We start from the raw sequence: 21874 nt of genomic DNA, 5'->3' as shown, positions 1-21874 counted from the left end.
GGGCAGCCCTCCCGCAGCCACCGGCCTCCGTCCGCGGTGCAGAACCCGCGACGATCCTCATCCCTCCTGAGGACCGATCGCACTCCGCGCCCGGCGGCGGAACAGCGATGAGGCGCTGATCACGCAGACGAGCAGGGAGTAGACCGCCAGCGCGGACCCGACGCTTCCGGTCGTCGGTCCGACGCTGCCGGCAGCGGTTCCGTTCCCGCCGGAACCCATACCGTCTCCGCCGGACCCGACCGCCACCACGGCGGTGACCACGATCAGAGCGATCAGTGGTCCGGTCCGGCCGAGCACACCCATCCGGAGCGCGTGGCCGTCGTCGGCCTGCGCCCCGATGGGTGGAGCCGACCCTGCCACGGCTGCGGCGGTCCCCGGGCCGGCGAGGGCCCGTCCGCGCAGCGAGCCGTGCAGGGCAGCGACGCCGCACGCGGCGGCGACGTTCATCAGTAGCAAGCGTCCGGCGACGTCCTCGAGTGCCACGGCCCCCGGACCGACCGTGCCGTACACGATCGCGTACACGTCGACCGGCACAGTGACCGCGGCGGCCAGCACAGCGGCGACCTGGAACAGTCGCGGCCGTCCGACAGCCGCCCGCAGTACGTCGTACCTGGAAGTGGTCCGGACCAACAGCGCGGTGAAGAAGAGAGCGAAGAGCAGGAGTACCGCGACGTCCATCGGGGACCGAGTCCTTCTGGTCGAGCGTTGCCCTGGACAACGCTGGCGGACGTTGCTGACCTGATCTGACCTGCCTTGACGCCGTGCTGTTCGCGAGGGCGGCGGAGAGTTTCCTCTCCGCCGCTCACGCGTTCGGCTGGTCCTGGCCCCCCATCGACCAACCGCTGGCGACCGGTCCAGGCCCCCCTGACCAGTCTTGGATGACGTGCCCCCACCCCATCCATCCGTTGCATCGCGTGGGACGGCCCAGTCGTTACACAGATTCGGGCAATTGGGTTAAAACTGCGCAAAGGTGCGCATGAGACCCTGTTCCGCGCGTGCAGATGTGTGCGTGACGCGGGAGAGGTGTACGGCGGTCAGCCGACGGCGGCCCAGGCCTGATGGGCGGCACCGAGGAGGCCGGCGTTGTCGAGTTGGGCGGGCTCGACCGCCAGGTCGGTGATGAAGGGCAGTTGCGCGAGCCGCTTCACCCATGCCTGCACCGGGTCGAACAGCACCGGCCCCGCCTTCGACACCCCGCCCCCGATGACCACCGTGGTCAGATCGACCGTCACCGCCGTCGCGACGATCCCCGCTGCCAGCGCCTGCGCCCCGTCGTCGAATGCGGCCAGCGCGAGCTCGTCCCCGGCGGCCGCGTCGGCAGCGAGTACGGCGGCATCCGCGTCCTCGTCGATCCGCCAGCCGCGACGCTTGGCCCGGGCAACCATCCGCGGACCGCTCGCGTACGCCTCCACGCATCCGTAGGACCCGCACGCGCACGCCTCGCCGTCCAGGTCCACGACCACGTGACCGATGTGCGCGGCGTTGCCCGACTGACCGATGACAGGCTTGCCGTCGACAACCAGTCCGCCGCCGACACCGGTCGACACCACGATCCCCAGGAGCGTGTCGGTGTCGCGTCCGGCGCCCGTCCAGAACTCACCCAGTGCGAAGCAGTGCCCGTCGACCCCGAGCGTCACGGGTACGTCGCCGACCAGCTCCCGGACCCGCTCGACCAGCGGGAAGTTCCGCCAGCCGGTGATGTTGACCGGTGACACCAGCCCGTGCTCCTGGTCCAGTGGCCCGGCCGAACCGATCCCGATCGCAATCGGCGTCGCGTCACCGCGAACCCGCTCGATCAGCTCGCCGAGCGCCGCGAATACCACGTCCGCGTCGCCGGGTGGAGTGAGGATCCGGTCCCCGGTGAGGATCTCACCGTCCGCGGACACGAGTGCGGCGGCCATCTTCGTGCCGCCGATGTCGATGCCCAGGACGGTGTCCTGCTTCACTGGTTCGTCACTCATGGTCCCCCCGTCAGTGCCGATGCAGGTGGTCAGGTCGGGAGACAACGTTATCCGTAGTCGGCCCGGACAGACAGGGGTCAATTGCAGGAATCCCCGCAAACCCGCAGGAAGACGCCGGGCAAATGCCTTGACATAGCCTGACAACGATCGCCCTAGACGGCCGAGAAGGCGCTAATTATTAGCTGTCCGTGACGGCATCGCCCGGGGTCCGGCGGCTGGGGGTGGCGGCGCGGACCTCGGGGAGGAGAGGGTAGGGGGATGAGTGATCAACTGGATCGTGATGCCGCCGGCGCGCTGATCGTCGGCTTCAGCGGGACCACCGCCCCCGACGAGTTGCGCCGCGCGGTCGCGGCCGGTCTCGGCGGCGTCATCCTGTTCACCCGCAACGTCGGCGACGCCGATCAGGTGGCCGCCCTGACCGCGTCGCTGCGGGCCGAGCGGCCCGACCTGATCATCGCGATCGACCACGAGGGCGGCGAGTTCAGCCACCTCGCGCCGGCCAACCCCTGGCCGCTGGCCTCACCGCGCGTACTAGGCGATCTCGACGACGTCGACCTGACCCGTGCGTCCGCCCGGGACGCCGCGGCGACGCTGGCGAGCCTCGGCATCGACCTGATGCTGGCGCCGTCGGTCGACGTGAACAGCAACCCGGCGAACCCGATCATCTCCACCCGCTCGTTCGGCACGACGGCCGACGTGGTCTCCCGGCACGGTGTCGCGTTCGTCGAGGGCGTCCACGAGGCCGGCATCGCCGCCTGCCCGAAGCACTTCCCGGGCCACGGCGACGTCGCGGTCGACTCCCATGTCGGCCTGCCCAGCGTCGACCGCTCGATCGAGGAGGTCAACGCCGTCGAGCTCGCGCCGTTCCGGGCGACGATCGCGGCCGGCGCCGACGTGGTGATGAGCGCCCACATCGTCTTCTCCGCGTACGACGACCAGCCGGCCACCCTGTCGCGCCGCCTGCTGACCGGCCTGCTGCGAGACGAACTCGGCTTCACCGGCGTGATCACCACCGACGCACTGGAGATGCAGGCGATCACCAGGACCCGGTCGATCGAGGACGCCGCGGTCGCGTCGATCGGCGCCGGCGCCGACCTGGCCATGATCGCTGTCGGCTCCGCGGACCCGCGAGCGCTGACCGCCCGCGTGGTAGATGCCATTGGCAACGGAACGCTGGACGCCGAGCGCGTCGCCGACGCGGCCGCACGGGGCCGTGCGCTGGCGGCAAGTCTGGCGCAGCGCACTCGGCAGCCAGGTCTCGACGGTGCCCCGATCCGAGAGGTCGCCGCCCACGTGGTGGCCGGCCAGAGCATCCCGGTGCTCGGCTCCGCGCCGTACGTCGTTGATCTGACGCAGGGGCTGCATCCGGCCTGGAACCCTTATTTCAGTGGGCTTCCCGAGGTCTTCGGCCGTGTCGCGCCGGGCTCGGACGGCGTCGTACTCCGCGGCGAGCATCGGCTGACCGGCGCCGATTCACCGGCCGGCGACGCGATCAAGACGGCGGCCGCGGCCGCCGCGGGCCGTCCGCTCGTCATCGCTGTCCAGGACGCCGGGCGTACGCCGTGGATGCGCGACGCGCTGACCCACTTGGTGGAAGGGCACAAGGAGGACGTGTTCGTGCTCTGCACGGGCATCCCCGAGGACCGCGCCCTCGTCCCCGAAGGCATCCGCTCCGCCACCACCTCAGGCCGCAACGTCATCGTCCTCGAGGCAGTCGCGAAGGCGCTCACGCAGGTTTGAGGTTCAGATCCAGGGCGTGTTGTTCGACGTAGTTGAGGGCGTGGCGGACGGCGCCGACGGACACGATCGCGTCGCCGAGGGACGAGACGGCGACGCGAGGCGGCGTACTGGTGAAGCCGGCCAGGTGCCGCTCGATGTCGGGCAGCAACGCCGCGGCGGCCTGGGCGACCGCGCCGCCGAGGACGACGAGCTCGGGGTTGAACAGGATCCCGAGCGTCGCCACCACCCGGGCAGTCCGGCCGGCCACGTGCTGAAGGATGCCCAGGGCAACTTCATCGCCGGAGCCGGCGGCGGTGAAGACCTGTTCCGCGGTGATCGGGCCGTCGCCGCCGAGCGTCCGCAGTACGGTGTCGATGGCCGGGTCGGCGACCGCCGCGGCGCCCCGATCGCGTGCGATCCGGGCGATGCCGTGCGTATCACCGACACCCTCGACGAGCTTGAGGTAGACCATCTCGCCCGCACCACCACGACTGCCGTGCAGCAGCCGGCCCGAATCCATCAGGCCGGAGCCGAACCGCTCACCGGCGAGCAGTACGGCGAGGTCGTCGACGTCCCGTCCTTCGCCGCGCCACTGTTCCCCCAGCGCGGCGAGGTTGGCGTCGTTCTCGAGCCGCACCGGCCAGCCGTGCAACTCTGTCAGCCGCTTCGCCAGGCCGGCGTCGAACCGCCGCCAGAACTCGTCGTCGACCAGGATGTTCCCGTCGCGGTCGACCGGCGCCGCGACTCCGACTCCCGCAGCGAGCACCTGTGTGTCGCAGACTTCCGCGCTCGCCAGGGCTTCGACGATCGTCTCGTGCACGATCTCGGTCCGCTCACCCGCCGTCTTCACGTCGGACACCGAGCGGCCCGCCTTGGCGACGGTCTCGCCGCGCAGGTCCGCGAGCAGCACCGTGGTCTTGGCGTCGCCGATGTCGATCCCGAGCACATACCCGCCCCGGCTGTTGAACTCGAACCGCCGTGACGGCCGGCCCACGGCGGTGTCGTCGCGGCCGGGGTCGAGCTCGACCACCCAGCCCATCGAGATGAGGTCGTTGCAGACCGCGTGCACGGTCGCCCGGGTCAGGCCGGTGGCCTGGATCAGACCGGTTCCCGTCATCACCCCCGCGTTCGAGAGCACGCCGAGGAGCTTGCCCGCGTTCACGCGGCGCAACAGCGGCGGCGTCGCCGTGGCTTGAGTCACTGCCATTCAAAGCCCCTTGACCAGCTCGAACATCCCGGCGCAGAATACTGCAGGATCTAAATTTAGACTCTATATTAACCAGTGACAACTATCTGCAGACGACTTCAGTGAGGCGCTGATGACGAGCAAGCAGTTGACGAACGATGCCGACTGGTGGCGGCAGGCGGTCGTCTACCAGATCTATCCGCGGAGCTTCGCCGACTCCGACGGCGACGGTCTCGGCGACCTGCAGGGCATCGTCAGCCGCGTGCCGTACCTCGAGGCCCTCGGCATCGACGCGGTCTGGCTGAGCCCGTTCTACCCATCCGCGCTGGCCGACGGCGGGTACGACGTCGACGACTACCGCGCCGTGGACCCGCGGCTCGGCACCCTCGCGGACTTCGACCAACTGGTCGACGCGCTGCACGCGGTGAACATCAAGCTGATCGTCGACATCGTGCCGAACCACACGTCGGACCGGCATGCCTGGTTCACCGAGGCGCTGGCCGCACCGAAGGGCTCGCCGGCGCGGGAGCGGTACATCTTCCGGGAGGGCGACGGCGACCAGCCGCCGTCGGACTGGGATTCGGTGTTCGGCGGCTCTGCCTGGGCGCGGACCGACGACGGCGAGTGGTATCTGCACCTGTTCGCGGCCGAGCAACCCGATCTGAACTGGGACCACCCGGAGGTTCGGGCGGACTTTCTCCAGACGCTGAGATTCTGGTCGGACCGTGGTGTCGACGGCTTCCGGGTGGACGTCGCGCACGCCCTGATGAAGGACCTGGCGGAGCCGATGCCGTCGCAGGCCACGCTGCCTCGAGTGTCCGAGTCGTACGGTCTGCACCCGCTGTGGGACCGCGACGGCGTACACGACATCTACCGCGAGTGGCGGCAGGTCCTGAACGAGTACGACCCGCCCCGGTCCGCCGTGGCCGAGGCGTTCGTCCCGGCGTCGCGCCGCGCGCGGTACGCGAGTGCCGACGGGCTCGGGCAGGCCTTCAACTTCGACCTGCTGCAGGCCGACTGGGAGTACGACAAGTTCCGCCAGGTGATCGAGGAGAACCTCGCACTGGCCGACCAGAACGGCTCGTCCTCGACCTGGGTGTTCTCGAACCACGACGTCGTCCGGCACGCGACCCGCTACGGCCTGCCGAAGGATCCGTCCGGCCTGTGGCAGGACGGCAAGGCCTGGCTGCTGAGCAACGGCACCGAGCCGACCGTCGACGTGGAGCTGGGCTTGCGCCGAGCCCGCGCCGCGGTGCTGCTGATGCTGGCGCTGCCGGGATCGGCGTACCTGTATCAGGGGGAGGAGCTCGGGCTGCAGGAGGTCGGCGAGCTGCCGGCGGCGAACCTGCAGGACCCGGCGTACTTCCGCTCCAAGGGTGCGGAGAAGGGCCGTGACGGGTGCCGGGTGCCGATCCCGTGGACCGTCGGTGGGCTGTCCTTCGGCTTCGGCTCGGGCGGTTCGCATCTGCTGCAGCCGAAGTGGTTCGGTGGGTACTCCGTCGAGGCGCAGGAGGGCGACGTCAGTTCGACGCTGAGCCTGTACCGCAAGGCCCTCGCAGTACGCCGGGGACTGCAGACGAGCAACTCGCTGACCTGGGTCGACGGCACCGACTGGGTCCTCCACTTCACCCGTCCCGGCGGCTGGCAGTCGATCACGAACTTCGGTGCCGCGCCGGTCGAGCTGCCGGATGCCGCGGTCGTGCTGTCGAGTGGTCCGCTGGAGGGCGACAAGCTCCCGAGTGACACCACAGCCTGGCTGATCTGATGCGGCAGGATGGGGGCCGTGACCCCGACGCTTGGTGACGTGATCGCCGTACTCGACCGGCTCTACAACCCTGCCTGGGCGGAGTCCTGGGACGCGGTCGGTCTGGTCACAGGCGATCCGGAGCAGCAGGTACGACGGATCCTGTTCGCCGTCGACCCGATGCGCGCGGTGGTGGACGAGGCGATCGGAGGCGACTTCGATCTCCTCGTCACACACCACCCGCTGTTGTTGCGCAGCGTGAACAGCGTGGCGGCGACAACGCCGAAGGGCCGGGTCGTGCACGACCTGATCCGGAGCGGTACGGCGTTGCACGTCTGCCACACCAACGCGGACAACGCGAACCCTGGCGTGAGCGACGCACTGGCCGCGGCCCTGGGCCTACAGGACACGCGTCCGCTCAAGGCAATGCCGTCCGACCCAATGGACAAGCTGGTCGTGTTCGTGCCGGTCGACGAGACGCAGACCATGCTCGACGCGCTGGCGAAGGCGGGCGCCGGCCAGATCGGCGACTACGAGCGCGCCGCCTGGAGTGGCACCGGCGAGGGGACCTTCCGCCCGCTCGAGGGCGCGAACCCCACGATCGGGCAGGTCGGTGACATCGAGGTCGTGCCGGAGAACCGGCTCGAGCTGATTCTGCCGCGACACAAGCGGCGGGCTGTCGTCGAGGCGCTGAAGGCGGCGCACTCCTACGAGGAGCCGGCCTTCGACATCTACGAGCTGGCAGCACTGCCGAGCGAGCGCGGTGGCGGCCGCGTCGGCGCGCTCTCGGCACCGCTGCCACTGAGGGACTTCGCCCGGCTGGTCGCCGATCATCTCCCACGCACGGAGCACGGCGTTCGGGTGTCGGGGGACCCGGAGCGGACGATCGAGACGGTCGCCGTCGTCGGGGGAGCGGGGGACTCGGAGTTCGAGCGAGTCCGGGCCGCCGGCGTCGACGCGTACGTGACCGCCGATCTCCGGCACCACCCCGCGACCGAGGCACAGGCGTACGACGAAGGCCCGGCGCTGGTCGATGTCGCGCACTGGGCCAGCGAGTGGCCCTGGCTGCGGGACGCCGAACGACTCCTCGTCGAAGGGTTGGCAGCACAAGGCAGTACCGTGGACACTCACATCTCGACGCTCTGCACGGACGCCTGGACCCTGCGGTTCTGAGTGCAGCTGAAACACAACTGAAGGAGCCGACTCTGAACGCCGAGCCCGCCGTCCAACGCCGGTTGCTGGACCTGCAGGATCTCGACCTGCAGCTGGATCAGGTCGCGCACAAGCGCAAATCGCTGCCCGAGCACAAGGCACTTGCCGACCTGACCGCGGAGAAGTCCGTGGTCGACCGCGACCTGGTCACCGCCGACACCGAGGTCAGCGACCTGCAGCGCGAGCAGAAGAAGGCCGACAGCGACGTCGACCAAGTGCGGCAGCGCAAGGCGCGCAACCAGCAGCGGCTGGACTCCGGTCAGGTCACGTCGGCCAAGGACCTGGAGAACCTGCAGCACGAGATCGGGTCGCTGGACCGGCGGATCTCCGATCTGGAGGACGCCGAGCTTGAGGTGATGGAGAAGCTGGAGGCCGCCGAGGCGGTCCAGCTCGATCTGCGCACCCGCGCCGAGGCGTTCGCAGGCCGGCAGTCCGAGCTCGAGACCAGCCGCGACGGCGCGCTGAAGGAGCTCGACGAGCAGCGTGCCGGGCTCGGCGACAAGCGCGCCGGGGTGGCGGCCGAGCTTCCGGATGCCCTGATCACGCAGTACCAGCGGCTCCGCGAGCACAACGGCGGAATCGGCGCCGCGCCGCTGGTCGGCAAGCGCTGCATGGGCTGCCGGATGGAGCTGGCGCCGTCCGACCTGAACCGCATCAAGACCGCCCCGGCGGACGCCGTACTGCGCTGTGAGGAGTGCGGACGGATCCTGGTCCGGACGGCGGACAGTAGCGCATGAGTTATCAGCACGTCATTGTCGAAGCTGACGGTGGGTCGCGCGGGAACCCGGGACCGGCCGCGTACGGCGCGCTGGTCCGCGACCCGGCGACCGGCGAGGTGATCGCGCAGGACGGCAAGACGCTGGGGATCGCGACCAACAACGTCGCCGAGTACTCCGGACTGATCGCGGGGCTCCAGCTGGCCGCGGAGTACGCCCCGGACGCCTCGATCGAGGTGCGGATGGACTCCAAGCTGGTGATCGAGCAGATGGCCGGCCGGTGGAAGATCAAGCACCCGGACCTGCAGCCGCTGGCGATCAAGGCGCAAGGCCTGGCGCCGTTCGGGACCGAGTGGACCTGGGTGCCCCGGGCCCAGAACTCCGCCGCCGACGCACTGGCGAACAACGCGCTGGACGGCGTACCGATCCCGCTGAAGCCGGAGGCCGGCGGACCCGGGCCGGCGGCCGTCAAGGAACCCTCGGATCTCCAGAAGGCCTTGCAGGGTTGGGGTCCGCAGGCCGAGCCGCCGACGCAGCTCATCTTCCTGCGGCACGGCGAGACGCCGCACACCGTCGAGAAGCGGTTCTCGGGATCCGGGGGCGACGACCCGGCGCTCAGTGACACCGGTCGGGCGCAGGCCCAGGCGGCCGCCGAGTACTTGTCCCGGATCGGTGGCGTCGACGCTCTCGTGACTTCGCCGATGGTGCGCGCGCGGCAGACGGCCGACGCGGTCGCCGGCAAGCTCGGGCTCGAGCCGGTGGTGGACAACGGCTGGGTGGAGTGCTCGTTCGGCGACTGGGACGGGCACACGTTCGCCGAGGTGCAGCAGAAGTGGCCGGATGCGATGAACGCGTGGCTGGGCTCGACCGCTGTCGCGCCGCCCGGTGGCGAGTCGTTCGACGCGTGCGCGCGCCGGGCCCGGTCGGCGCGGGACGGGCTGCTGACTCGCTACCCGGGCAAGACCGTTGTCGTCGTCACCCATGTCACGCCGATCAAACTGATGGTCCGGTCGGTGCTGCAGGCACCGATGGCGTCGGTGTTCCGGATGGAGCTGCGCCCCGCGACCATTACCGAGATTCACTGGTACGCCGACGGCCTCGCCTCACTCCGCTCCTTCAATGTGCAACCCTCGTTAGTCTGACCCCACGCACACGTCGTGCGCTGAGAAGGACGGAGGGCCCCACGTGCCGCTTCAGAGGGTTCACTTTGCCGAGGACGTGCCCGAGGTGTTCCGGGCGTCGCTGCAGGACATCCGGCGTGAGCTCGAGGTGCCGGCGGAGTTCCCGGACGACGTGGTCGCGGCGGCACTGCACGCGGCGAAGAACCCGCGGCTGCCCGAGCTGGACCGGACCGATCTCGAGTTCGTCACGATCGATCCGCCGGACTCGATGGACCTCGACCAGGCCCTTCACATCGAGCGCACCGGCGACGGCTACACGGTCCACTACGCGATCGCCGACGTCGCCGCCTTCGTCCAGCCCGGCGACCCGATCGACCTCGAAGCACGTCGCCGCGGCGAGACGCTCTACGCGCCGGACAAGCGGACCCCGCTGCATCCGCCGGAGCTGTCCGAAGGCGCGGCGTCGCTGCTCCCGGACGGAGTGCGTCCCGCGTTGCTGTGGACGATCACGGTCGACGCGACAGGCGAGGGGACCGGCGTCACCTGCGTGCGCGCGCTGGTGAAGTCGCGGGCCAAGCTGAACTACGCCGACGTGCAGAAGGACCTCGACGCCGGCAATGCGTCGGAGTCGCTGCAACTGCTTCGCGAGGTCGGCACACTGCGTGAGCAGCGTGAGCTCGAGCGCGGCGGAGTCAACCTGCCCATCCCGGACCAGGAGGTCGTCACCTCCAACCACGGTTGGGGTCTGGAGTTCCGCGCACCGCTGCCGGTCGAGGGCTGGAACGCGCAGATCTCGCTGCTCACCGGCATGGCCGCTGCCGAACTGATGATGAAGGGCAAGATCGGCATCCTGCGGACGCTGCCCGAATCGCACGACAGTCTGCGGCACAAGCTCGAGCACACCGCCAAAGCGCTCGGGATCACCTGGCCGGACGGGACGTCGTACGCGCAGTTCATTCACGGGCTCGACCCGAAGGTGCCGCCGCACGCGGCGATGCTGGCTGCCTGCACCGTGCTGTTCCGGGGCGCCGGGTACTCCGCGTTCGCGGGCAGTGTGCCGGAGCGGCCGCAGCATGCCGCGATGAAGGCGGAGTACGCGCACGTCACCGCGCCGCTGCGGCGGCTGGTGGACCGGTGGACCGGCGAGATCTGCGTGGCGCTGTCCGCGGGCACCGAGGTGCCGGCCTGGGTGCGCGAGTCGATGGACGAGATCCCGAAGACGATGGACGAGGCGGACCGCCGGGCGAACGCGTACGAACGCTCGATCGTCAGCATGGTCGAGGCCGGTCTGGTGGCCGACCGGATCGGGACGGAGTTCGAGGGCGTGATCACCGACGTTGACGAGCGCGACACCACCCGCGGCGTCGTCGCCCTCTCCACGGTCGCGATCGAAGGCCGCGTCACCGGTAGCGCGCCACTGCCGCTCGGTCAGGCGATCCGCGTGAACCTGGTCGAGGCCGACATCGCCAAACGCACAGTCGCCTTCGAGCTAGCCCCGTAGGTAGTCCTCGACGGCCGCTGTCGTGCGGTCCAGGTCTTCGGTCGCGAGCAGGTCGATGAGCGCGCCGCGCAGCAAGGCCAGTACGCCGGTACGGCGTGCCTCCGCGGCCGGGCTGCCGGGATCGGGCTGACTCCCCTTGAGCAGTTCGAGCCAGTCGTCGACGGTCGAGCGGCCGTAGTCCGCCCACGGGCCGTCCGGCGCGACCAGCGAACGCCCGTACGCCTCCACCCAGAACTTCATCAGCGGCCGGCGCTCGGGCTCGGCCAGCCACGTCCACAGCTCTCGCGCGACCACGGTCAGGCCGGGCGGTTCGTCGTACCTGGCCTCGAGCTGGCGGAGTAGTTCCAGTTCGTCGACGCGGGCTCGGGCGAGCAGGGCGCGGATCAGGCCGTCCTTGCTGCCGAACAGGAACAGCAGCACCCGCGGGCTGGACTCGATCGCGGTGGCCAGCGGGCGCAGGGACAGGTCGGCCAGTCCGTGGCTGAGCGAGTAGGCGTAGGCGCGCTCCAGCAGTTCCTGCTGACGCGCGGAGGGGGCTGGCTTCGTCGACGGCACGGAGCTAGTATCACCTACTGAAACAGTCGTGTCAGTAGATTGGGTGGACTGGATGAGCCGGACGAAGGCGATCAGGAAGCTGGGCAAGCCGGGAGATCTCGGGTGGGTGGTGCAGGCGCATGCGGAGATCTATGCGGCGGAGTACGGCTGGGGTCTGGAGTACGAGGCGCTGATCACGCGGATCGTGGCGGCGTACGCGAGCGAGCACGACGACGATCGCGAGGCCGCGTGGATCGCCGAGGTGGAGGGGGAACGAGCCGGCAGCATCTTCTGTGTCCGTGGACCGGACGAGGCCACGGCCCAACTCCGCCTGCTCCTGGTCACGCCGGACGCCCGCGGTCTCAAGCTGGGCGCCGAACTGGTCGACACGTGCCTCGCCTTCGCGCGCGCGGCCGGCTACAAAAGGATGGTGCTGTGGACCAACGATCCGTTGGTGGCGGCGCGCCACATCTACCTGGCCCGCGGCTTCCGCCTCACCGGCTCCGAGCCGCATGACTCCTGGGGTCTGGAGCTCGTTGGCCAGACCTACGAGCTGGATCTGGGCTGAGCTCAGTCCGCGCAGGTCGGCGCGCCGGGCGCCGCGGTCCGGTAGAGGGCGTGTGAGAGGAACGTCGTGACGTAGCCGTTCATGACGGTCAGTGCGTGACGCGGGCCCACGCTGCCCAGCGGCAGGAACTTCCGCAGCGGCAGCGCCAGGTAGTAGGCGCCGTAGTCGGTGAAGTTGAAGTGCCGCGTCCCCGGGATGGTCGCGCACCAGGCCGTCCCTGTGCTTGCCTTGAGCAACGACAGGGCACGGTCCCGGCCGGCGTCGTTCTTCGCGTCCGGGCCGCAGATGCTGGTGATGCACGAGTCGTCCGCGCCGAGCAACATGATCGGCGCGTGCACGCCCTTCGTCACCACCTCGCCGAACTGGAGTCCGTCCAGGTCGACCGCGGCGCCACACCGCTGATCGGTCCGGCACGCCTCCAGTGAGGCCGCGCCACCGAACGAGTGGCCGACGTACGACGTTCCGATCCCGGTCTCGACGCTGTTCGGCAACTGCTTGCCAAGGGTGGTGGCGGCGAAGCGGGCGTCGGCGGCCCAGATGGTGACGAGGTGGTCGCCGGCCTCGAGCGCGCCGTCCGAGGTCTCGCCGAGATTCGGTGGGTTGGCGGCTGCGGTGCTCTTGACCGTCTGGCCGTCGAGGACGGTCAGGTTCGCGCTGTACGTCGGAGTCACGCCGGCGACCAGGTAGCCGTGGCTGGCGAGCTCCTCGGCGAGGCTGGCGTACATCGGTGCGGACAGTCCCATGCCCGGCATCAGCACGACGACCGGGAAGCGCCCGGGGGCGATGGTCGCGCGGTCCAGCGCGTGGTCCTGCAGGCCGTTGAACGGGCCCTGGAACACCGCGATCGGTGACTTCAGGTGCAGCCCCGTCCACAGGCCCGGCGCATACTCCACGTGGCGTCCGGTGGTGCTCTTGGCCACCGGGTACCAGAGCCACACCGAGAGCTTCCGCGGGCCTTCGCCGTACGGATCGCGGCGGACCGTGTCGGTCCACTCGAACGTCCGGCGACCGACCTGGAAGGTCCCGGTCGGGTCGGGCAGGGACACCGGTTCAGACCGCTTCACCAGCACCCAGCCGACGTACCCGCTGCCGCCGAGCAGAGCGAACAGCACCAGGATCACGATCCCCGTGCGCATCCGTCGCATCCCTCTGCGGGCCATACCCCAAGCGTCTCACCCAGAGCCTCGATCCGTGGATCCTGGCTCGCGGTGTCGAACCCGGCAGATCCGCTCCGACGTGACCGATATCAGTGCTGATCGATCGAGGAGTGGCGATGAACCTTCCGGATGTCGCGTCCCGGGACGAGTGGCTGGTCGCGCGCAAGGCGCTGCTGGCGGAGGAGAAGGAGTTCACCCGGCAGCGGGACGCGTTGAACTCGCGACGTCGGCAGTTGCCGATGGTTCTCGTGGACAAGCCGTACGTCTTCACCGGGCCGGACGGCGAACTCGGGCTGGGGGAGTTGTTCGACGGCCGGCCGCAGTTGGTCGTGTACCACTTCATGTTCCAGCCGGAGTGGGAGGGCGGCTGCCGGAACTGCACCGGCTTCGTCGACGACATCGGTTCCCTCGACAACCTGCACCGGCTGAACACGACGTTCGCGCTGGTGTCTCGGGCGCCGTACGAGAAGCTGGCCGCGTACAAGGCCGAGCACGGCTGGACCTTCCCGTGGTACTCGTCGTACGGGAGCGACTTCAACTACGACTACCACGTGACGCTGGACGACTCGGTGGTGCCGTTCGAGTACAACTACCGCACCAAGGCCGAGTGGGACCTGCTGCCGAACAACGCGCACGTGCAGAGCGAGCAGCCGTTCGACCTGCATGGTCTGAGCTGCTTCCTGAAGGTCGGTGACGACGTCCATCACACCTACTCCACCTACGGTCGCGGTCCGGACGCGATGACGTTCACCGTCACCGCGGTCGACCTGACCGTGTTGGGTCGCCAGCACTAGATCCAGGGGAGGGCTGAGCGTTCGGTCCAGTACTCGTCGGGTTGCTGGACGAACTCGACGAGCGGGCCGTCGACGTGGAAGGCGAGGTTGCTGGCGAGCTGCTCGGCGGTGATCGCGCCGCTGAGTACGACGTCGGCCCACGGCTGCGCGACGGCGGCGCCGATCGCGAGCGAGTCCGGTGCGACGCCGTGCTGGTGCGCGAACGCGTTGAACGGCGTCTCGCCCGCCTTCGCGGTCAGGCGTCCGTTCGCCACAACTTCCTTGACGACCACGAACCAGCCGGCGTCGTGCGCTTCGGCCAGCGCGGCGCCGGCGGACGTCTCCAGCACGTTCCAGGTGGACTGGACCGCACTGAACGGTCCGTCGAGCTCGATCGCCGTGCGCAGCGTCTCGGCCTGGTGCGGTCCGCTGGTGGACAATCCGACGCGTACGCCGCTGTCCGCGAGCTCCTGCAGCCGGTCGAGCAGTTGCTTGTCGCCGAGCGCCGGGCTGTCCGACGTGAGGCTGTGCACGAGGTAGAAGTCCGGCGGTCCACCAAGCGCTTGAAGGGTCTCCGGCCACTGCCGTTCGAACGTCGCGAGCGAGTGGTCCTTCACCTCGTGCGTCGCGGCATCGGTCCGCCAGTCGGCGACGTACGTGTAGCCCCACTTGGAGCCGATGGTGAGTTCGGTACGGCGTTGCGGCGTCAGCCACTCACCGAGGAACGTCTCGGCGAGTCCGTACGAACGCGCGGCGTCGAAGTACCGGACACCGGCGTGCCACGCCTGGTCGAGCAGATCGTGCGTACGCCGGCGAAGGTCCTCGACCGCACGCGCCGGCGGAAGGTCTTCGTCGTGCCCGAGATTGATGTACCCGGGCCGACCCAATGCCGCCAGACCCAAACCGATACGCGCTGTCATGGCTTCGATCTTCCCACCTCACCCTCTCTTTCCTTCTTCCCTCAAGGGGCACCAAGTTCTCAGCCGACCAACTTCCTTACGGGGCACGAGGCAACCAGTGTGAGACTCGCCGCATCGCGCGGCGTTGGATGTCCTGTGTCGTCTAGCGTTTTGTCATGTGACCGATCCACGTCTGCCACCACCAGGCACCGTCGTCCGACGGACGACGGCGCGCGTGCTGCCGGTGCGTCCGGACGGCAAGGTGTTGCTGCTGCACGGCTGGGATCCGCTGAAACCGCAGACGCCGTACTGGTTCACCATCGGCGGCGCGGTGAACGACGGGGAAACGCTCGCCGAAGCCGGCACACGCGAACTGCGCGAGGAGGTCGGCATCGTGCTGCCGCCGGACTCCCTCGGCGATCCGGTCGCGACGAACACGATCGAGTTCGAGTGGGGCGGTTGCCCGATCATCCAGCGGCAGACGTTCTTCGCGATCGGGGTGGACGGCGTCGAGGTGACGTTCGCCAACCAGGAAGAGCTCGAACTGGAGACGATCAGCGCACACGGCTGGTGGCACGCGGACGAGCTGGAGGCGATCGGCCGCGCCGCGCACGTCACCATCCCGGGGCTGCTGCGCCGAGCCGTCGACGCGATCACCCTGCGCCGCGCGTCCTGATCCCCGGTCAGCGCTTGCGGGCCTGTTTCAGCACCTTCTTCGGGACCTTCTTGTCGACCTCGTAGTGCACGCGGTCGAGCCGTTCCGCACAGCCGGCCTTCGACAGCCGCAGCAGGACGACCGGGCACTTCTTGCACCTCGGCTTGTCCTTGCAGCACTTCTTCTTCGCGGTCATCGACGGCACGCAGTGAGTGTAGGTGAGGCATACCTAACCGTCTACGATCGTGTCGGACATCACGCCAGTTGTCTGCCGAGTACATCGCGTGCTTCCAGCAGCGATGGTCCGTACCACGTCAAGTGCCGGCCCGACACGCAGCGCGCGGGTTGCGCGAACACTTCCGGCCCGTCGCCAGGAGAAAACGCATAAGGCTCGTCCGGCAGTACGACGAGATCGTGGTCGGGTAACGCGTCCGGATCGAACCGCGGATAACGTTCGCCGGAATCCCGCAGCACGTTGTCGATACCGATCCGGGCGAGCAGATCACCCGCGAACGTGTCGCGTCCCAGCGCCATCCACGGCCGCCGCCAGATCGGTATCACCGCGCGCCGGCGCATTCCGTCGTACGGCGAACTCCACACCGCGCGAGCGCTGGTCAACCAGTCGGGTACGTCGCCGATGATCGCGGACAGCATGCGTCCGAGTGAGTCGAGTGATTCGTCGACGGTCGTCGGTGCGGTCACCCACACCGCGATTCCGCGACCGCGCAACGCGTCGAGATCGACGACGCGATTCTCTTCGGCGTTCGCGATCACGACGTCCGGTGCGAGTGCTGCGATGAGTTCGACGTCAGGATTCTTGGTGCCGCGAACGCGTGTCACGTCGAGGTCCGCGGGATGCGTGCACCAGTCGGTCGCACCAACGATCAGGTGCGCGTGCGTTGCTGCGATCGACTCCGTCAACGAGGGCACGATGCTGACCACGCGCAGCACTTCGGACGGCATCGGTACGACGTCTCCGAGGTCGTCTCGCGGCTTGTCTCGCACGTCTGTCACCTCACTTCGCGAAGGCCGTTGCCGACGACAACACTCGCCGATTGCGTGCTTCGACACGAACTTTGTGCGCGTGTCGCCAAGAAATTATCCGGTCCCTCGGGCATCCTCATAGCGCGACGGAATCCCTTCTGCACAAGGATTTTCGGCATTTGTGCGCCGCTTTGCGACCAGGACGCCTTAACCTGCGGACGTTTCGGGTGCTTTACGTACGCACCAAGTGTTGTCATCATCGTTGACGACGAGGAATCCACCGTGGTTTTCCTCAGCCGCACCAAGGAGGCAGAGTGCCAGCCAAGAAGGCAGCCGCAGGGAAGGCGACAGCCAAAAAGGCTTCTCCCGCCAAGAAGACTGTCGCGAAGAAGGCCAGCGCCGCAAGGACGACGTCCGCGCGCAAGGTCAGCGCAGCGAAGAAGACAGTGACGAAGAAGGTGAGTGCGGCAAAGAAGGCGCCAGCCAAGAAGACCGCCGCGAAGAAGACCACTGCTGCGAAGAAGACGACCGCAGCGCGGAAGACGACGGCGAAGAAGGCTCCGGCCAAGAAGGTCGCCGCGAGGAAGACGACCGCGAAGAAGACCGTCGCGAAGAAGGCGCCGGCGAAGAAGACCACGGCCCGCAAGACGGCCGCGAAGAAGACCGTGGCCCGCAAGACGACGGCGAAGAAGACCGTCGCGAAGAAGGCTCCGGCTCGCAAGACCGCGGCGAAGAAGGCTCCGGCCAAGAAGGTCGCCGCCAAGAAGGCCCCGGCGAAGCGGACCGCCGCCAAGAAGGCGCCCGCCCGCAAGGTCGCGGCGAAGAAGGCCCCGGCCCGCAAGGCTCCGGCCCGCAAGACCACCGCGCGGCGGGTCACCCGCTGAGCCCGGCGTCCGCACTCGCGCGACGTCGACGAAACCAAGACCGAGGGGCACCACCGAGATCGGTGGTGCCCCTTGGTGCGTGTTCACTGCGCAGCGCCGTGTCAGTAGTGCGTCGTCAGGTGCGCGGTGTCGGTTGCGGGTCAGTCGTCGTCCCACTTGGGGTCGTTGTCCCAGGCCTCGTTGCGTTCCTGGACCTTCTCCAGTGCCCGAGCAGCTTCCTCGGGGGAGTTGTACGGCCCGAGCCGGTCGCCGGCCTTCTCCCCTTGGTACGGCTCGACCTTGCCGGTCTTGACGTTGTAGTACCACTCGTTGCTGTGATCGTCGCTCATCTGGATGACCACCTCCTGGGAGTCTTGTCGCAGCTCACTAGAATGATCTCACCATGTCGACTATCACTCCCGGCATCATCTCGCCGCGCCGCGAAGTACCCGCGTCCATCCCGCGCCCCGAATACGTCGGCAAGCCGTCTCCGACGCCGTACGACGGTTCGTACGTGACCGCGCCGGAGGTGGTGGACAGGATGCGCGTCGCCAGCAAACTGGCCGCGCAGGCCTTGCAGGCGGTCGGTGCGGCGGCGAAGCCCGGTGTGACCACGGACGAGTTGGACGCTGTCGGCCACGAGTACCTGATCGAGCGCGGTGCGTACCCGTCGACGCTCGGCTACCGCGGTTATCCCAAGTCGCTGTGTACGTCGGTGAACGAGGTGATCTGCCACGGCATCCCGGACGACCGTCCGCTCGAGGACGGCGACATCGTCAACGTCGACATCACGGCGTTCCTCGACGGTGTGCACGGCGACACCAACGGAACGTTCCTGGTCGGCGATGTCGACGAGGAGAGCCGGCTGCTGGTCGAGCGCACGCAGGAGGCGCTGAACCGCGGCATCAAGGCGGTCAGGCCGGGCCGGAAGGTCAGCATCATCGGGCGGGTGATCGAGTCCTACGCCAAGCGCTTCGGGTACGGCGTGGTCCGCGACTTCACCGGCCACGGGATCGCCACGGCGTTCCACTCCGGCCTGATCATCCCGCACTACGACGACGAGCGTTTCGACGACGTGATCGAGCCCGGCATGACGTTCACCATCGAGCCGATGCTCACCCTCGGCACCTACGACTACGACCTCTGGGACGACGGCTGGACCGCCACCACCAAGGACAAGTCCCGCACCGCCCAGTTCGAGCACACCCTGGTAGTCACCGACACCGGCGCCGAAGTCCTGACCCTCCCGTGACCGTCACGCAGTACGAGCACGCTCATCTTCCGGGCGTGCTCGCGCTGTGCGCAACGCATCGACCTCGTCACGATGAGGCTTCGGACTTCTACGCGTCGCTCCCGCATCGCACGTTCAAGGGCTTCCGGATCTATCCGTCCTGAAAGCCGAACCTGCGGTAGAGCGTGAGGGCAGCGGTGTTGTCGTCGTCGACGCGGAGCGCCACTGTGTCCGCGGAGCAGCCGCTCAACAGCAGCCGGGCGATGCCTAGCCGCCGATGCGTCGGCGCGGTGAACAACTCGATGACGAACGCGCAGTCCGGGGTGTCCGGCCACGGTGCACGCTGGACGACCAGGATCGCGCCGACCATGCGATCACCGACGAGAGCCAGCCGGCTCAGCCGCGGATCGAGTACGCCGTACGCGTCCTCGAAGGTCAGCGCGATGTCCTCGATCGCCTCCTGTTCGGACGCCGACGCCGCGCCGGGAGGATAGGACTCGAAGTACAACCGGCCCAACGCCACCGTGTCCGCCGCCACGGGCGGACGCAGCACAACACCCTCGACCCGCGGCGCCTCGACCGGACTGGCCGGACGGACGAGGGTCAGCATCGGTGGCGTCATCGGTTGGAGGCGCCCCGGATGAACGTCGCGATGTCTTCGGACTGCTGGACGCGCGACGGGTCGTGGACGTACATCATGTGACCCGCCGGGTAGTACTTCGTCTCGATGTTGCCGAGCAGTTCGGCCGGGAGTTGCAGGCGACCAAGGGTGTGTTCGGTGGCGAAGTACGGCGTCGCGCCGTCGTAGTGACCGCAGGCGACGTGCACCTTGAGATGGGGGTTGACCCGCATCGCCTCGGCGAGCTTCTCGGCGACGGTGATCTGCTGACCCTCGAACTCCTTGTACGACCAGTTCTTCGCCGCGTCCATGCTGAGGATCTCGTAGGGCAGATCGTTCTGGTAGCCGAGCTCCACCCGCACGTAGTGGTTCAGCGCCGCCGTGTACGGCCCGATGATCGCGCTGAACGACGGGTCCTTGGCCGGCGTCTCACCGGCGTAGTCCGCCTCCCAGCCGGTGAAGCGGCCGTCCAGCCGGCCGACGGTCTGCCGACGGGACCGCAGTACCTCGCCGAAGAAGCGCATGTGCTCGATCCGCAGGTTGACCCGGTCGATGTAGTCCTCGGTCAGCCCGGTCAGCGCCGCGATCCGGCCGACCACCTCGGCCCGGAAGTCCTCCGGGATCCGGTTGCCCTGGGCAAGCGCATTGGGGTAGCGCCCGGCCGCGAACCGCTCCGCGTCGGCGAGCACCTCCTCGAGCGTCCGGTCCGGCATCAGGCCGTGGTAGTGCGCGATCGCGGCGTACGTCGGCAGGTAGAGGGTGTACGGCAGATCGTTGCCCGGCGTGAAGTCGAGCGTGCCGAACTCGAGCACTGCGGAGATCAGCATCACGCCGTTCAGGTACATGCCGTAGCGCTCTTGCAGATGCGACGCGAGTCCGGCAGCGCGCGTCGTACCGTAGGACTCGCCGGCCAGGAACTTCGGCGACATCCAGCGTCCGTTGCGCGACGTCCACAGCCGGATCACCTCGCCGACGGACTCCAGGTCGCGGGTGAAGCCGTGGTAGTCGCCCGGCTTCTCGCCCTCGACCGCGCGCGAGTAGCCCGTCGACACCGGGTCGATGAAGACGAGATCGCTGTGCTGCAGCAGGGTCTCGGTATTGTCCACCAGCCCGTACGGCGGGGGCGCGAGCTCACCCGCGTCGCCGGAGACCACGCGGCGCGGACCCAGCAGTCCGAGATGCAGCCAGATGCTCGACGAACCCGGCCCACCGTTGAACGCGAACGTCACCGGTCGCTCGGCCGCATCGGCGCCGTCCAAGGTGTACGCGGTCAGGAAGACCTCGGCCTTCGCCTGATGCCCGTCGAACTTGCCGTCGGTGAGCACCTCCTGCTTCAGCACGATCCGCCCGGTCGTCGCGGTGTACGGCAGCTCGCGCCCCTCGATGGTGAGCGTGTGCTGCGACGTGACCAGGTCGTCCACCGGCGTCGCCGGCTTCTTCTCCGCGCTCGCGTCGGTCCCCGGCTCGGTGCTCTCATCCTTGGCCATGTCGAGCACCCTAATCCACGGTGATCCCCACTCGGGGCGACAGACGTGCCCTAGCCTGTGGGCATGGCGACGATTCTGCATATCGCGTTCGTGGAGCACTGGGAGGCTGCGCAGGAGGCCGGCAGCTATCGGTGGTCGACGCGGGGCAAGTCCCTCGATGACGGGGCGACGTTCATCCACGCGTCGCGGCCGGAGCAGGTCGCCATGGTCGCGAATTTCGTGTACGACGACGTGGCCGAGCCGCTGTGCCTGCTGGTCATCGACACCGGGCGGCTCGTGTCCGCGCTGTGCGACGAGGACCTGGACGGGATCGGCATCAGCTTCCCGCACATCTACGGCCCGCTGAACCTGGACGCCGTCGTCGACGTCCGCCCGTACGAGCGAGGCTCCGACGGGCGCTGGCCGGAGGTGTCCGCCGAGGCCGTATCCTGAACCGAGGAACGGGTCGGTCGGGCGATCGCGTCGTCCGCGACAGCGGGCGCCGAGGAAAGTCCGGACTCCACAGGGCAGCGTGGTGGGTAACACCCACCCGGGGCAACCCGCGGGACAGTGCCACAGAGAACAGACCGCCAGCGGCTTCGATGAACCCCGTGGTTCATCGGAGTGCGGGTGAGGGTGAAACGGTGGTGTAAGAGACCACCAGCTCCGCAGGTGACTGCGGAGGCTCGGTAAACCCCACGTGGAGCAAGGCCAAGAAGGGCGGTGGGCAACCACCACCCGCGCGAGCGTTCGAGGGCTGCCCGCCCGAGCTCGCGGGTAGGCCGCTGGAGGTGCCCGGCAACGGTCACCGTAGATGGATGATCGCACTCGACAGAATCCGGCTTACAGACCGGCCCGTTCCCTCACCACGCGCAGGGGCTCGATCTGACCACTGGCGGGTTGTTTCACCGCTGACGCCTGATTGCCCGCCACCGATGAAACAAGCCGCCATCCGACCCGCTCAA

23 protein-coding genes and 1 other RNA gene are annotated in these 21874 nt (G+C 68.7%); 13 read left to right on the top strand and 11 right to left on the bottom strand.

From position 1 onward, the window contains the following. Nucleotides 1–57: 57 nt before the first annotated feature. Nucleotides 58–678 carry a hypothetical protein gene (locus AB0I34_RS22570; RefSeq protein WP_360447887.1) on the bottom strand — a complete coding sequence of 207 codons (621 nt, stop codon included), beginning with the start codon at nucleotides 676–678 and terminating at the stop codon, nucleotides 58–60. A gap of 356 nt (nucleotides 679–1034) precedes the next feature. Next, nucleotides 1035–1961, bottom strand: a complete 927-nt coding sequence (locus AB0I34_RS22565; protein WP_360447885.1) for an ROK family protein — start codon at nucleotides 1959–1961, stop codon at nucleotides 1035–1037. A gap of 258 nt (nucleotides 1962–2219) precedes the next feature. Between AB0I34_RS22565 and nagZ the strand changes: the two genes are divergently transcribed. Next, nucleotides 2220–3701: a beta-N-acetylhexosaminidase gene (nagZ, locus tag AB0I34_RS22560; protein ID WP_360447883.1), complete on the top strand. Its 1482-nt coding sequence runs from the start codon at nucleotides 2220–2222 to the stop codon at nucleotides 3699–3701. Here nagZ and AB0I34_RS22555 read toward each other — a convergent pair. Then, nucleotides 3688–4887 carry an ROK family transcriptional regulator gene (locus AB0I34_RS22555; protein ID WP_360447881.1) on the bottom strand — a complete coding sequence of 400 codons (1200 nt, stop codon included), beginning with the start codon at nucleotides 4885–4887 and terminating at the stop codon, nucleotides 3688–3690. The genes nagZ and AB0I34_RS22555 overlap by 14 nt on opposite strands. A 112-nt stretch (nucleotides 4888–4999) precedes the next feature. Between AB0I34_RS22555 and AB0I34_RS22550 the strand changes: the two genes are divergently transcribed. The 5 genes from AB0I34_RS22550 to AB0I34_RS22530 all read left to right on the top strand — a co-directional run bounded on the left by AB0I34_RS22550 (nucleotide 5000) and on the right by AB0I34_RS22530 (nucleotide 11160). Then, nucleotides 5000–6631, top strand: a complete 1632-nt coding sequence (locus AB0I34_RS22550) for a glycoside hydrolase family 13 protein (RefSeq protein ID WP_360447879.1) — start codon at nucleotides 5000–5002, stop codon at nucleotides 6629–6631. Nucleotides 6632–6649: 18 nt separating this feature from the next. After that, nucleotides 6650–7783 carry a Nif3-like dinuclear metal center hexameric protein gene (locus AB0I34_RS22545; RefSeq protein ID WP_360447877.1) on the top strand — a complete coding sequence of 378 codons (1134 nt, stop codon included), beginning with the start codon at nucleotides 6650–6652 and terminating at the stop codon, nucleotides 7781–7783. Nucleotides 7784–7845: 62 nt separating this feature from the next. Beyond that, nucleotides 7846–8559, top strand: coding sequence for a C4-type zinc ribbon domain-containing protein (locus AB0I34_RS22540; protein ID WP_360447875.1), 714 nt, complete (start codon nucleotides 7846–7848; stop codon nucleotides 8557–8559). Continuing rightward, nucleotides 8556–9680 carry a bifunctional RNase H/acid phosphatase gene (locus AB0I34_RS22535; RefSeq protein WP_360447873.1) on the top strand — a complete coding sequence of 375 codons (1125 nt, stop codon included), beginning with the start codon at nucleotides 8556–8558 and terminating at the stop codon, nucleotides 9678–9680. Before AB0I34_RS22540 ends, AB0I34_RS22535 begins: the two co-directional genes overlap by 4 nt. A 43-nt stretch (nucleotides 9681–9723) precedes the next feature. Beyond that, on the top strand, nucleotides 9724–11160 hold the full coding sequence (locus tag AB0I34_RS22530) for an RNB domain-containing ribonuclease (RefSeq protein WP_360447871.1): 1437 nt from the start codon (nucleotides 9724–9726) through the stop codon (nucleotides 11158–11160). Here AB0I34_RS22530 and AB0I34_RS22525 read toward each other — a convergent pair. Then, the gene (locus AB0I34_RS22525; RefSeq protein WP_360447869.1) at nucleotides 11149–11715 is read right to left on the bottom strand and encodes a TetR/AcrR family transcriptional regulator; all 567 of its coding nucleotides are present in this window, start codon (nucleotides 11713–11715) and stop codon (nucleotides 11149–11151) included. The genes AB0I34_RS22530 and AB0I34_RS22525 overlap by 12 nt on opposite strands. 52 nt (nucleotides 11716–11767) lie before the next feature. Between AB0I34_RS22525 and AB0I34_RS22520 the strand changes: the two genes are divergently transcribed. Beyond that, on the top strand, nucleotides 11768–12262 hold the full coding sequence (locus AB0I34_RS22520; protein ID WP_360447867.1) for a GNAT family N-acetyltransferase: 495 nt from the start codon (nucleotides 11768–11770) through the stop codon (nucleotides 12260–12262). 2 nt (nucleotides 12263–12264) lie between these two features. Here AB0I34_RS22520 and AB0I34_RS22515 read toward each other — a convergent pair whose 3' ends face one another. Then, the gene (locus AB0I34_RS22515; protein WP_360447865.1) at nucleotides 12265–13398 is read right to left on the bottom strand and encodes a hypothetical protein; all 1134 of its coding nucleotides are present in this window, start codon (nucleotides 13396–13398) and stop codon (nucleotides 12265–12267) included. A gap of 137 nt (nucleotides 13399–13535) precedes the next feature. On the opposite strand from AB0I34_RS22515, the gene AB0I34_RS22510 reads away from it, so the two are divergent. Further along, nucleotides 13536–14213 (top strand): DUF899 domain-containing protein, encoded by a 678-nt coding sequence (locus tag AB0I34_RS22510; protein WP_360447863.1) that lies wholly within the window; start codon nucleotides 13536–13538, stop codon nucleotides 14211–14213. Here AB0I34_RS22510 and AB0I34_RS22505 read toward each other — a convergent pair. After that, complete coding sequence (locus AB0I34_RS22505; RefSeq protein ID WP_360447861.1) at nucleotides 14210–15112, bottom strand: aldo/keto reductase; 903 nt, start codon at nucleotides 15110–15112, stop codon at nucleotides 14210–14212. The two genes, AB0I34_RS22510 and AB0I34_RS22505, sit on opposite strands and share 4 nt — an antisense overlap. A gap of 157 nt (nucleotides 15113–15269) precedes the next feature. On the opposite strand from AB0I34_RS22505, the gene AB0I34_RS22500 reads away from it, so the two are divergent. Beyond that, entirely contained in the window at nucleotides 15270–15767 is a 498-nt protein-coding gene (locus tag AB0I34_RS22500) for an NUDIX domain-containing protein (RefSeq protein WP_360447859.1), read from the top strand. A gap of 7 nt (nucleotides 15768–15774) precedes the next feature. Here AB0I34_RS22500 and AB0I34_RS22495 read toward each other — a convergent pair whose 3' ends face one another. Beyond that, entirely contained in the window at nucleotides 15775–15951 is a 177-nt protein-coding gene (locus AB0I34_RS22495) for a hypothetical protein (protein WP_360447898.1), read from the bottom strand. Between the two features lie 50 nt (nucleotides 15952–16001). Then, the gene (locus AB0I34_RS22490) at nucleotides 16002–16751 is read right to left on the bottom strand and encodes a helical backbone metal receptor (protein ID WP_360447857.1); all 750 of its coding nucleotides are present in this window, start codon (nucleotides 16749–16751) and stop codon (nucleotides 16002–16004) included. A 293-nt stretch (nucleotides 16752–17044) separates the two neighbouring features. On the opposite strand from AB0I34_RS22490, the gene AB0I34_RS22485 reads away from it, so the two are divergent. Continuing rightward, a complete protein-coding gene (locus AB0I34_RS22485; RefSeq protein ID WP_360447855.1) occupies nucleotides 17045–17614 on the top strand; it encodes a histone H1-like repetitive region-containing protein in 570 nt (189 codons plus the stop codon). A 140-nt stretch (nucleotides 17615–17754) separates the two neighbouring features. Here AB0I34_RS22485 and AB0I34_RS22480 read toward each other — a convergent pair whose 3' ends face one another. Next, entirely contained in the window at nucleotides 17755–17943 is a 189-nt protein-coding gene (locus AB0I34_RS22480) for a hypothetical protein (protein WP_360447853.1), read from the bottom strand. A gap of 53 nt (nucleotides 17944–17996) precedes the next feature. Between AB0I34_RS22480 and map the strand changes: the two genes are divergently transcribed. Then, nucleotides 17997–18845, top strand: a complete 849-nt coding sequence (gene map / locus AB0I34_RS22475) for a type I methionyl aminopeptidase (protein ID WP_360447851.1) — start codon at nucleotides 17997–17999, stop codon at nucleotides 18843–18845. A gap of 130 nt (nucleotides 18846–18975) precedes the next feature. Here map and AB0I34_RS22470 read toward each other — a convergent pair whose 3' ends face one another. Next, nucleotides 18976–19434: a GNAT family N-acetyltransferase gene (locus tag AB0I34_RS22470; protein ID WP_360447849.1), complete on the bottom strand. Its 459-nt coding sequence runs from the start codon at nucleotides 19432–19434 to the stop codon at nucleotides 18976–18978. Between the two features lie 8 nt (nucleotides 19435–19442). Next, nucleotides 19443–20930: a peptidase S10 gene (locus tag AB0I34_RS22465; RefSeq protein ID WP_360447847.1), complete on the bottom strand. Its 1488-nt coding sequence runs from the start codon at nucleotides 20928–20930 to the stop codon at nucleotides 19443–19445. A gap of 63 nt (nucleotides 20931–20993) precedes the next feature. Between AB0I34_RS22465 and AB0I34_RS22460 the strand changes: the two genes are divergently transcribed. Further along, a complete protein-coding gene (locus AB0I34_RS22460; RefSeq protein ID WP_360447845.1) occupies nucleotides 20994–21362 on the top strand; it encodes a DUF952 domain-containing protein in 369 nt (122 codons plus the stop codon). A gap of 9 nt (nucleotides 21363–21371) precedes the next feature. Then, nucleotides 21372–21771, top strand: an RNA gene (gene rnpB / locus AB0I34_RS22455) — RNase P RNA component class A. Nucleotides 21772–21874 lie beyond the last annotated feature (103 nt).

This window comes from Kribbella sp. NPDC050281, from assembly GCF_040655855.1.
Classification (GTDB): domain Bacteria; phylum Actinomycetota; class Actinomycetes; order Propionibacteriales; family Kribbellaceae; genus Kribbella.
The sequence above is the reverse complement of the archived record's forward strand: the minus strand, read 5'-3'. Positions and strand labels throughout refer to the sequence as shown.

Bases quoted from the DNA above. Each gene is read 5' to 3' on its own strand.
- AB0I34_RS22555 (WP_360447881.1), bottom strand. From the start codon at position 4,887: ATGGCAGTGACTCAAGCCACGGCGACGCCGCCGCTGTTGCGCCGCGTG.
- AB0I34_RS22570 (WP_360447887.1), bottom strand. From the start codon at position 678: ATGGACGTCGCGGTACTCCTGCTCTTCGCTCTCTTCTTCACCGCGCTG.
- AB0I34_RS22505 (WP_360447861.1), bottom strand. From the start codon at position 15,112: ATGACAGCGCGTATCGGTTTGGGTCTGGCGGCATTGGGTCGGCCCGGG.
- AB0I34_RS22510 (WP_360447863.1), top strand. From the start codon at position 13,536: ATGAACCTTCCGGATGTCGCGTCCCGGGACGAGTGGCTGGTCGCGCGC.
- AB0I34_RS22460 (WP_360447845.1), top strand. From the start codon at position 20,994: ATGGCGACGATTCTGCATATCGCGTTCGTGGAGCACTGGGAGGCTGCG.
- nagZ (WP_360447883.1), top strand. From the start codon at position 2,220: ATGAGTGATCAACTGGATCGTGATGCCGCCGGCGCGCTGATCGTCGGC.
- AB0I34_RS22535 (WP_360447873.1), top strand. From the start codon at position 8,556: ATGAGTTATCAGCACGTCATTGTCGAAGCTGACGGTGGGTCGCGCGGG.
- AB0I34_RS22550 (WP_360447879.1), top strand. From the start codon at position 5,000: ATGACGAGCAAGCAGTTGACGAACGATGCCGACTGGTGGCGGCAGGCG.
- AB0I34_RS22515 (WP_360447865.1), bottom strand. From the start codon at position 13,398: ATGCGCACGGGGATCGTGATCCTGGTGCTGTTCGCTCTGCTCGGCGGC.
- AB0I34_RS22465 (WP_360447847.1), bottom strand. From the start codon at position 20,930: ATGGCCAAGGATGAGAGCACCGAGCCGGGGACCGACGCGAGCGCGGAG.
- map (WP_360447851.1), top strand. From the start codon at position 17,997: ATGTCGACTATCACTCCCGGCATCATCTCGCCGCGCCGCGAAGTACCC.
- AB0I34_RS22480 (WP_360447853.1), bottom strand. From the start codon at position 17,943: ATGAGCGACGATCACAGCAACGAGTGGTACTACAACGTCAAGACCGGC.
- AB0I34_RS22565 (WP_360447885.1), bottom strand. From the start codon at position 1,961: ATGAGTGACGAACCAGTGAAGCAGGACACCGTCCTGGGCATCGACATC.
- AB0I34_RS22470 (WP_360447849.1), bottom strand. From the start codon at position 19,434: ATGCTGACCCTCGTCCGTCCGGCCAGTCCGGTCGAGGCGCCGCGGGTC.
- AB0I34_RS22520 (WP_360447867.1), top strand. From the start codon at position 11,768: ATGAGCCGGACGAAGGCGATCAGGAAGCTGGGCAAGCCGGGAGATCTC.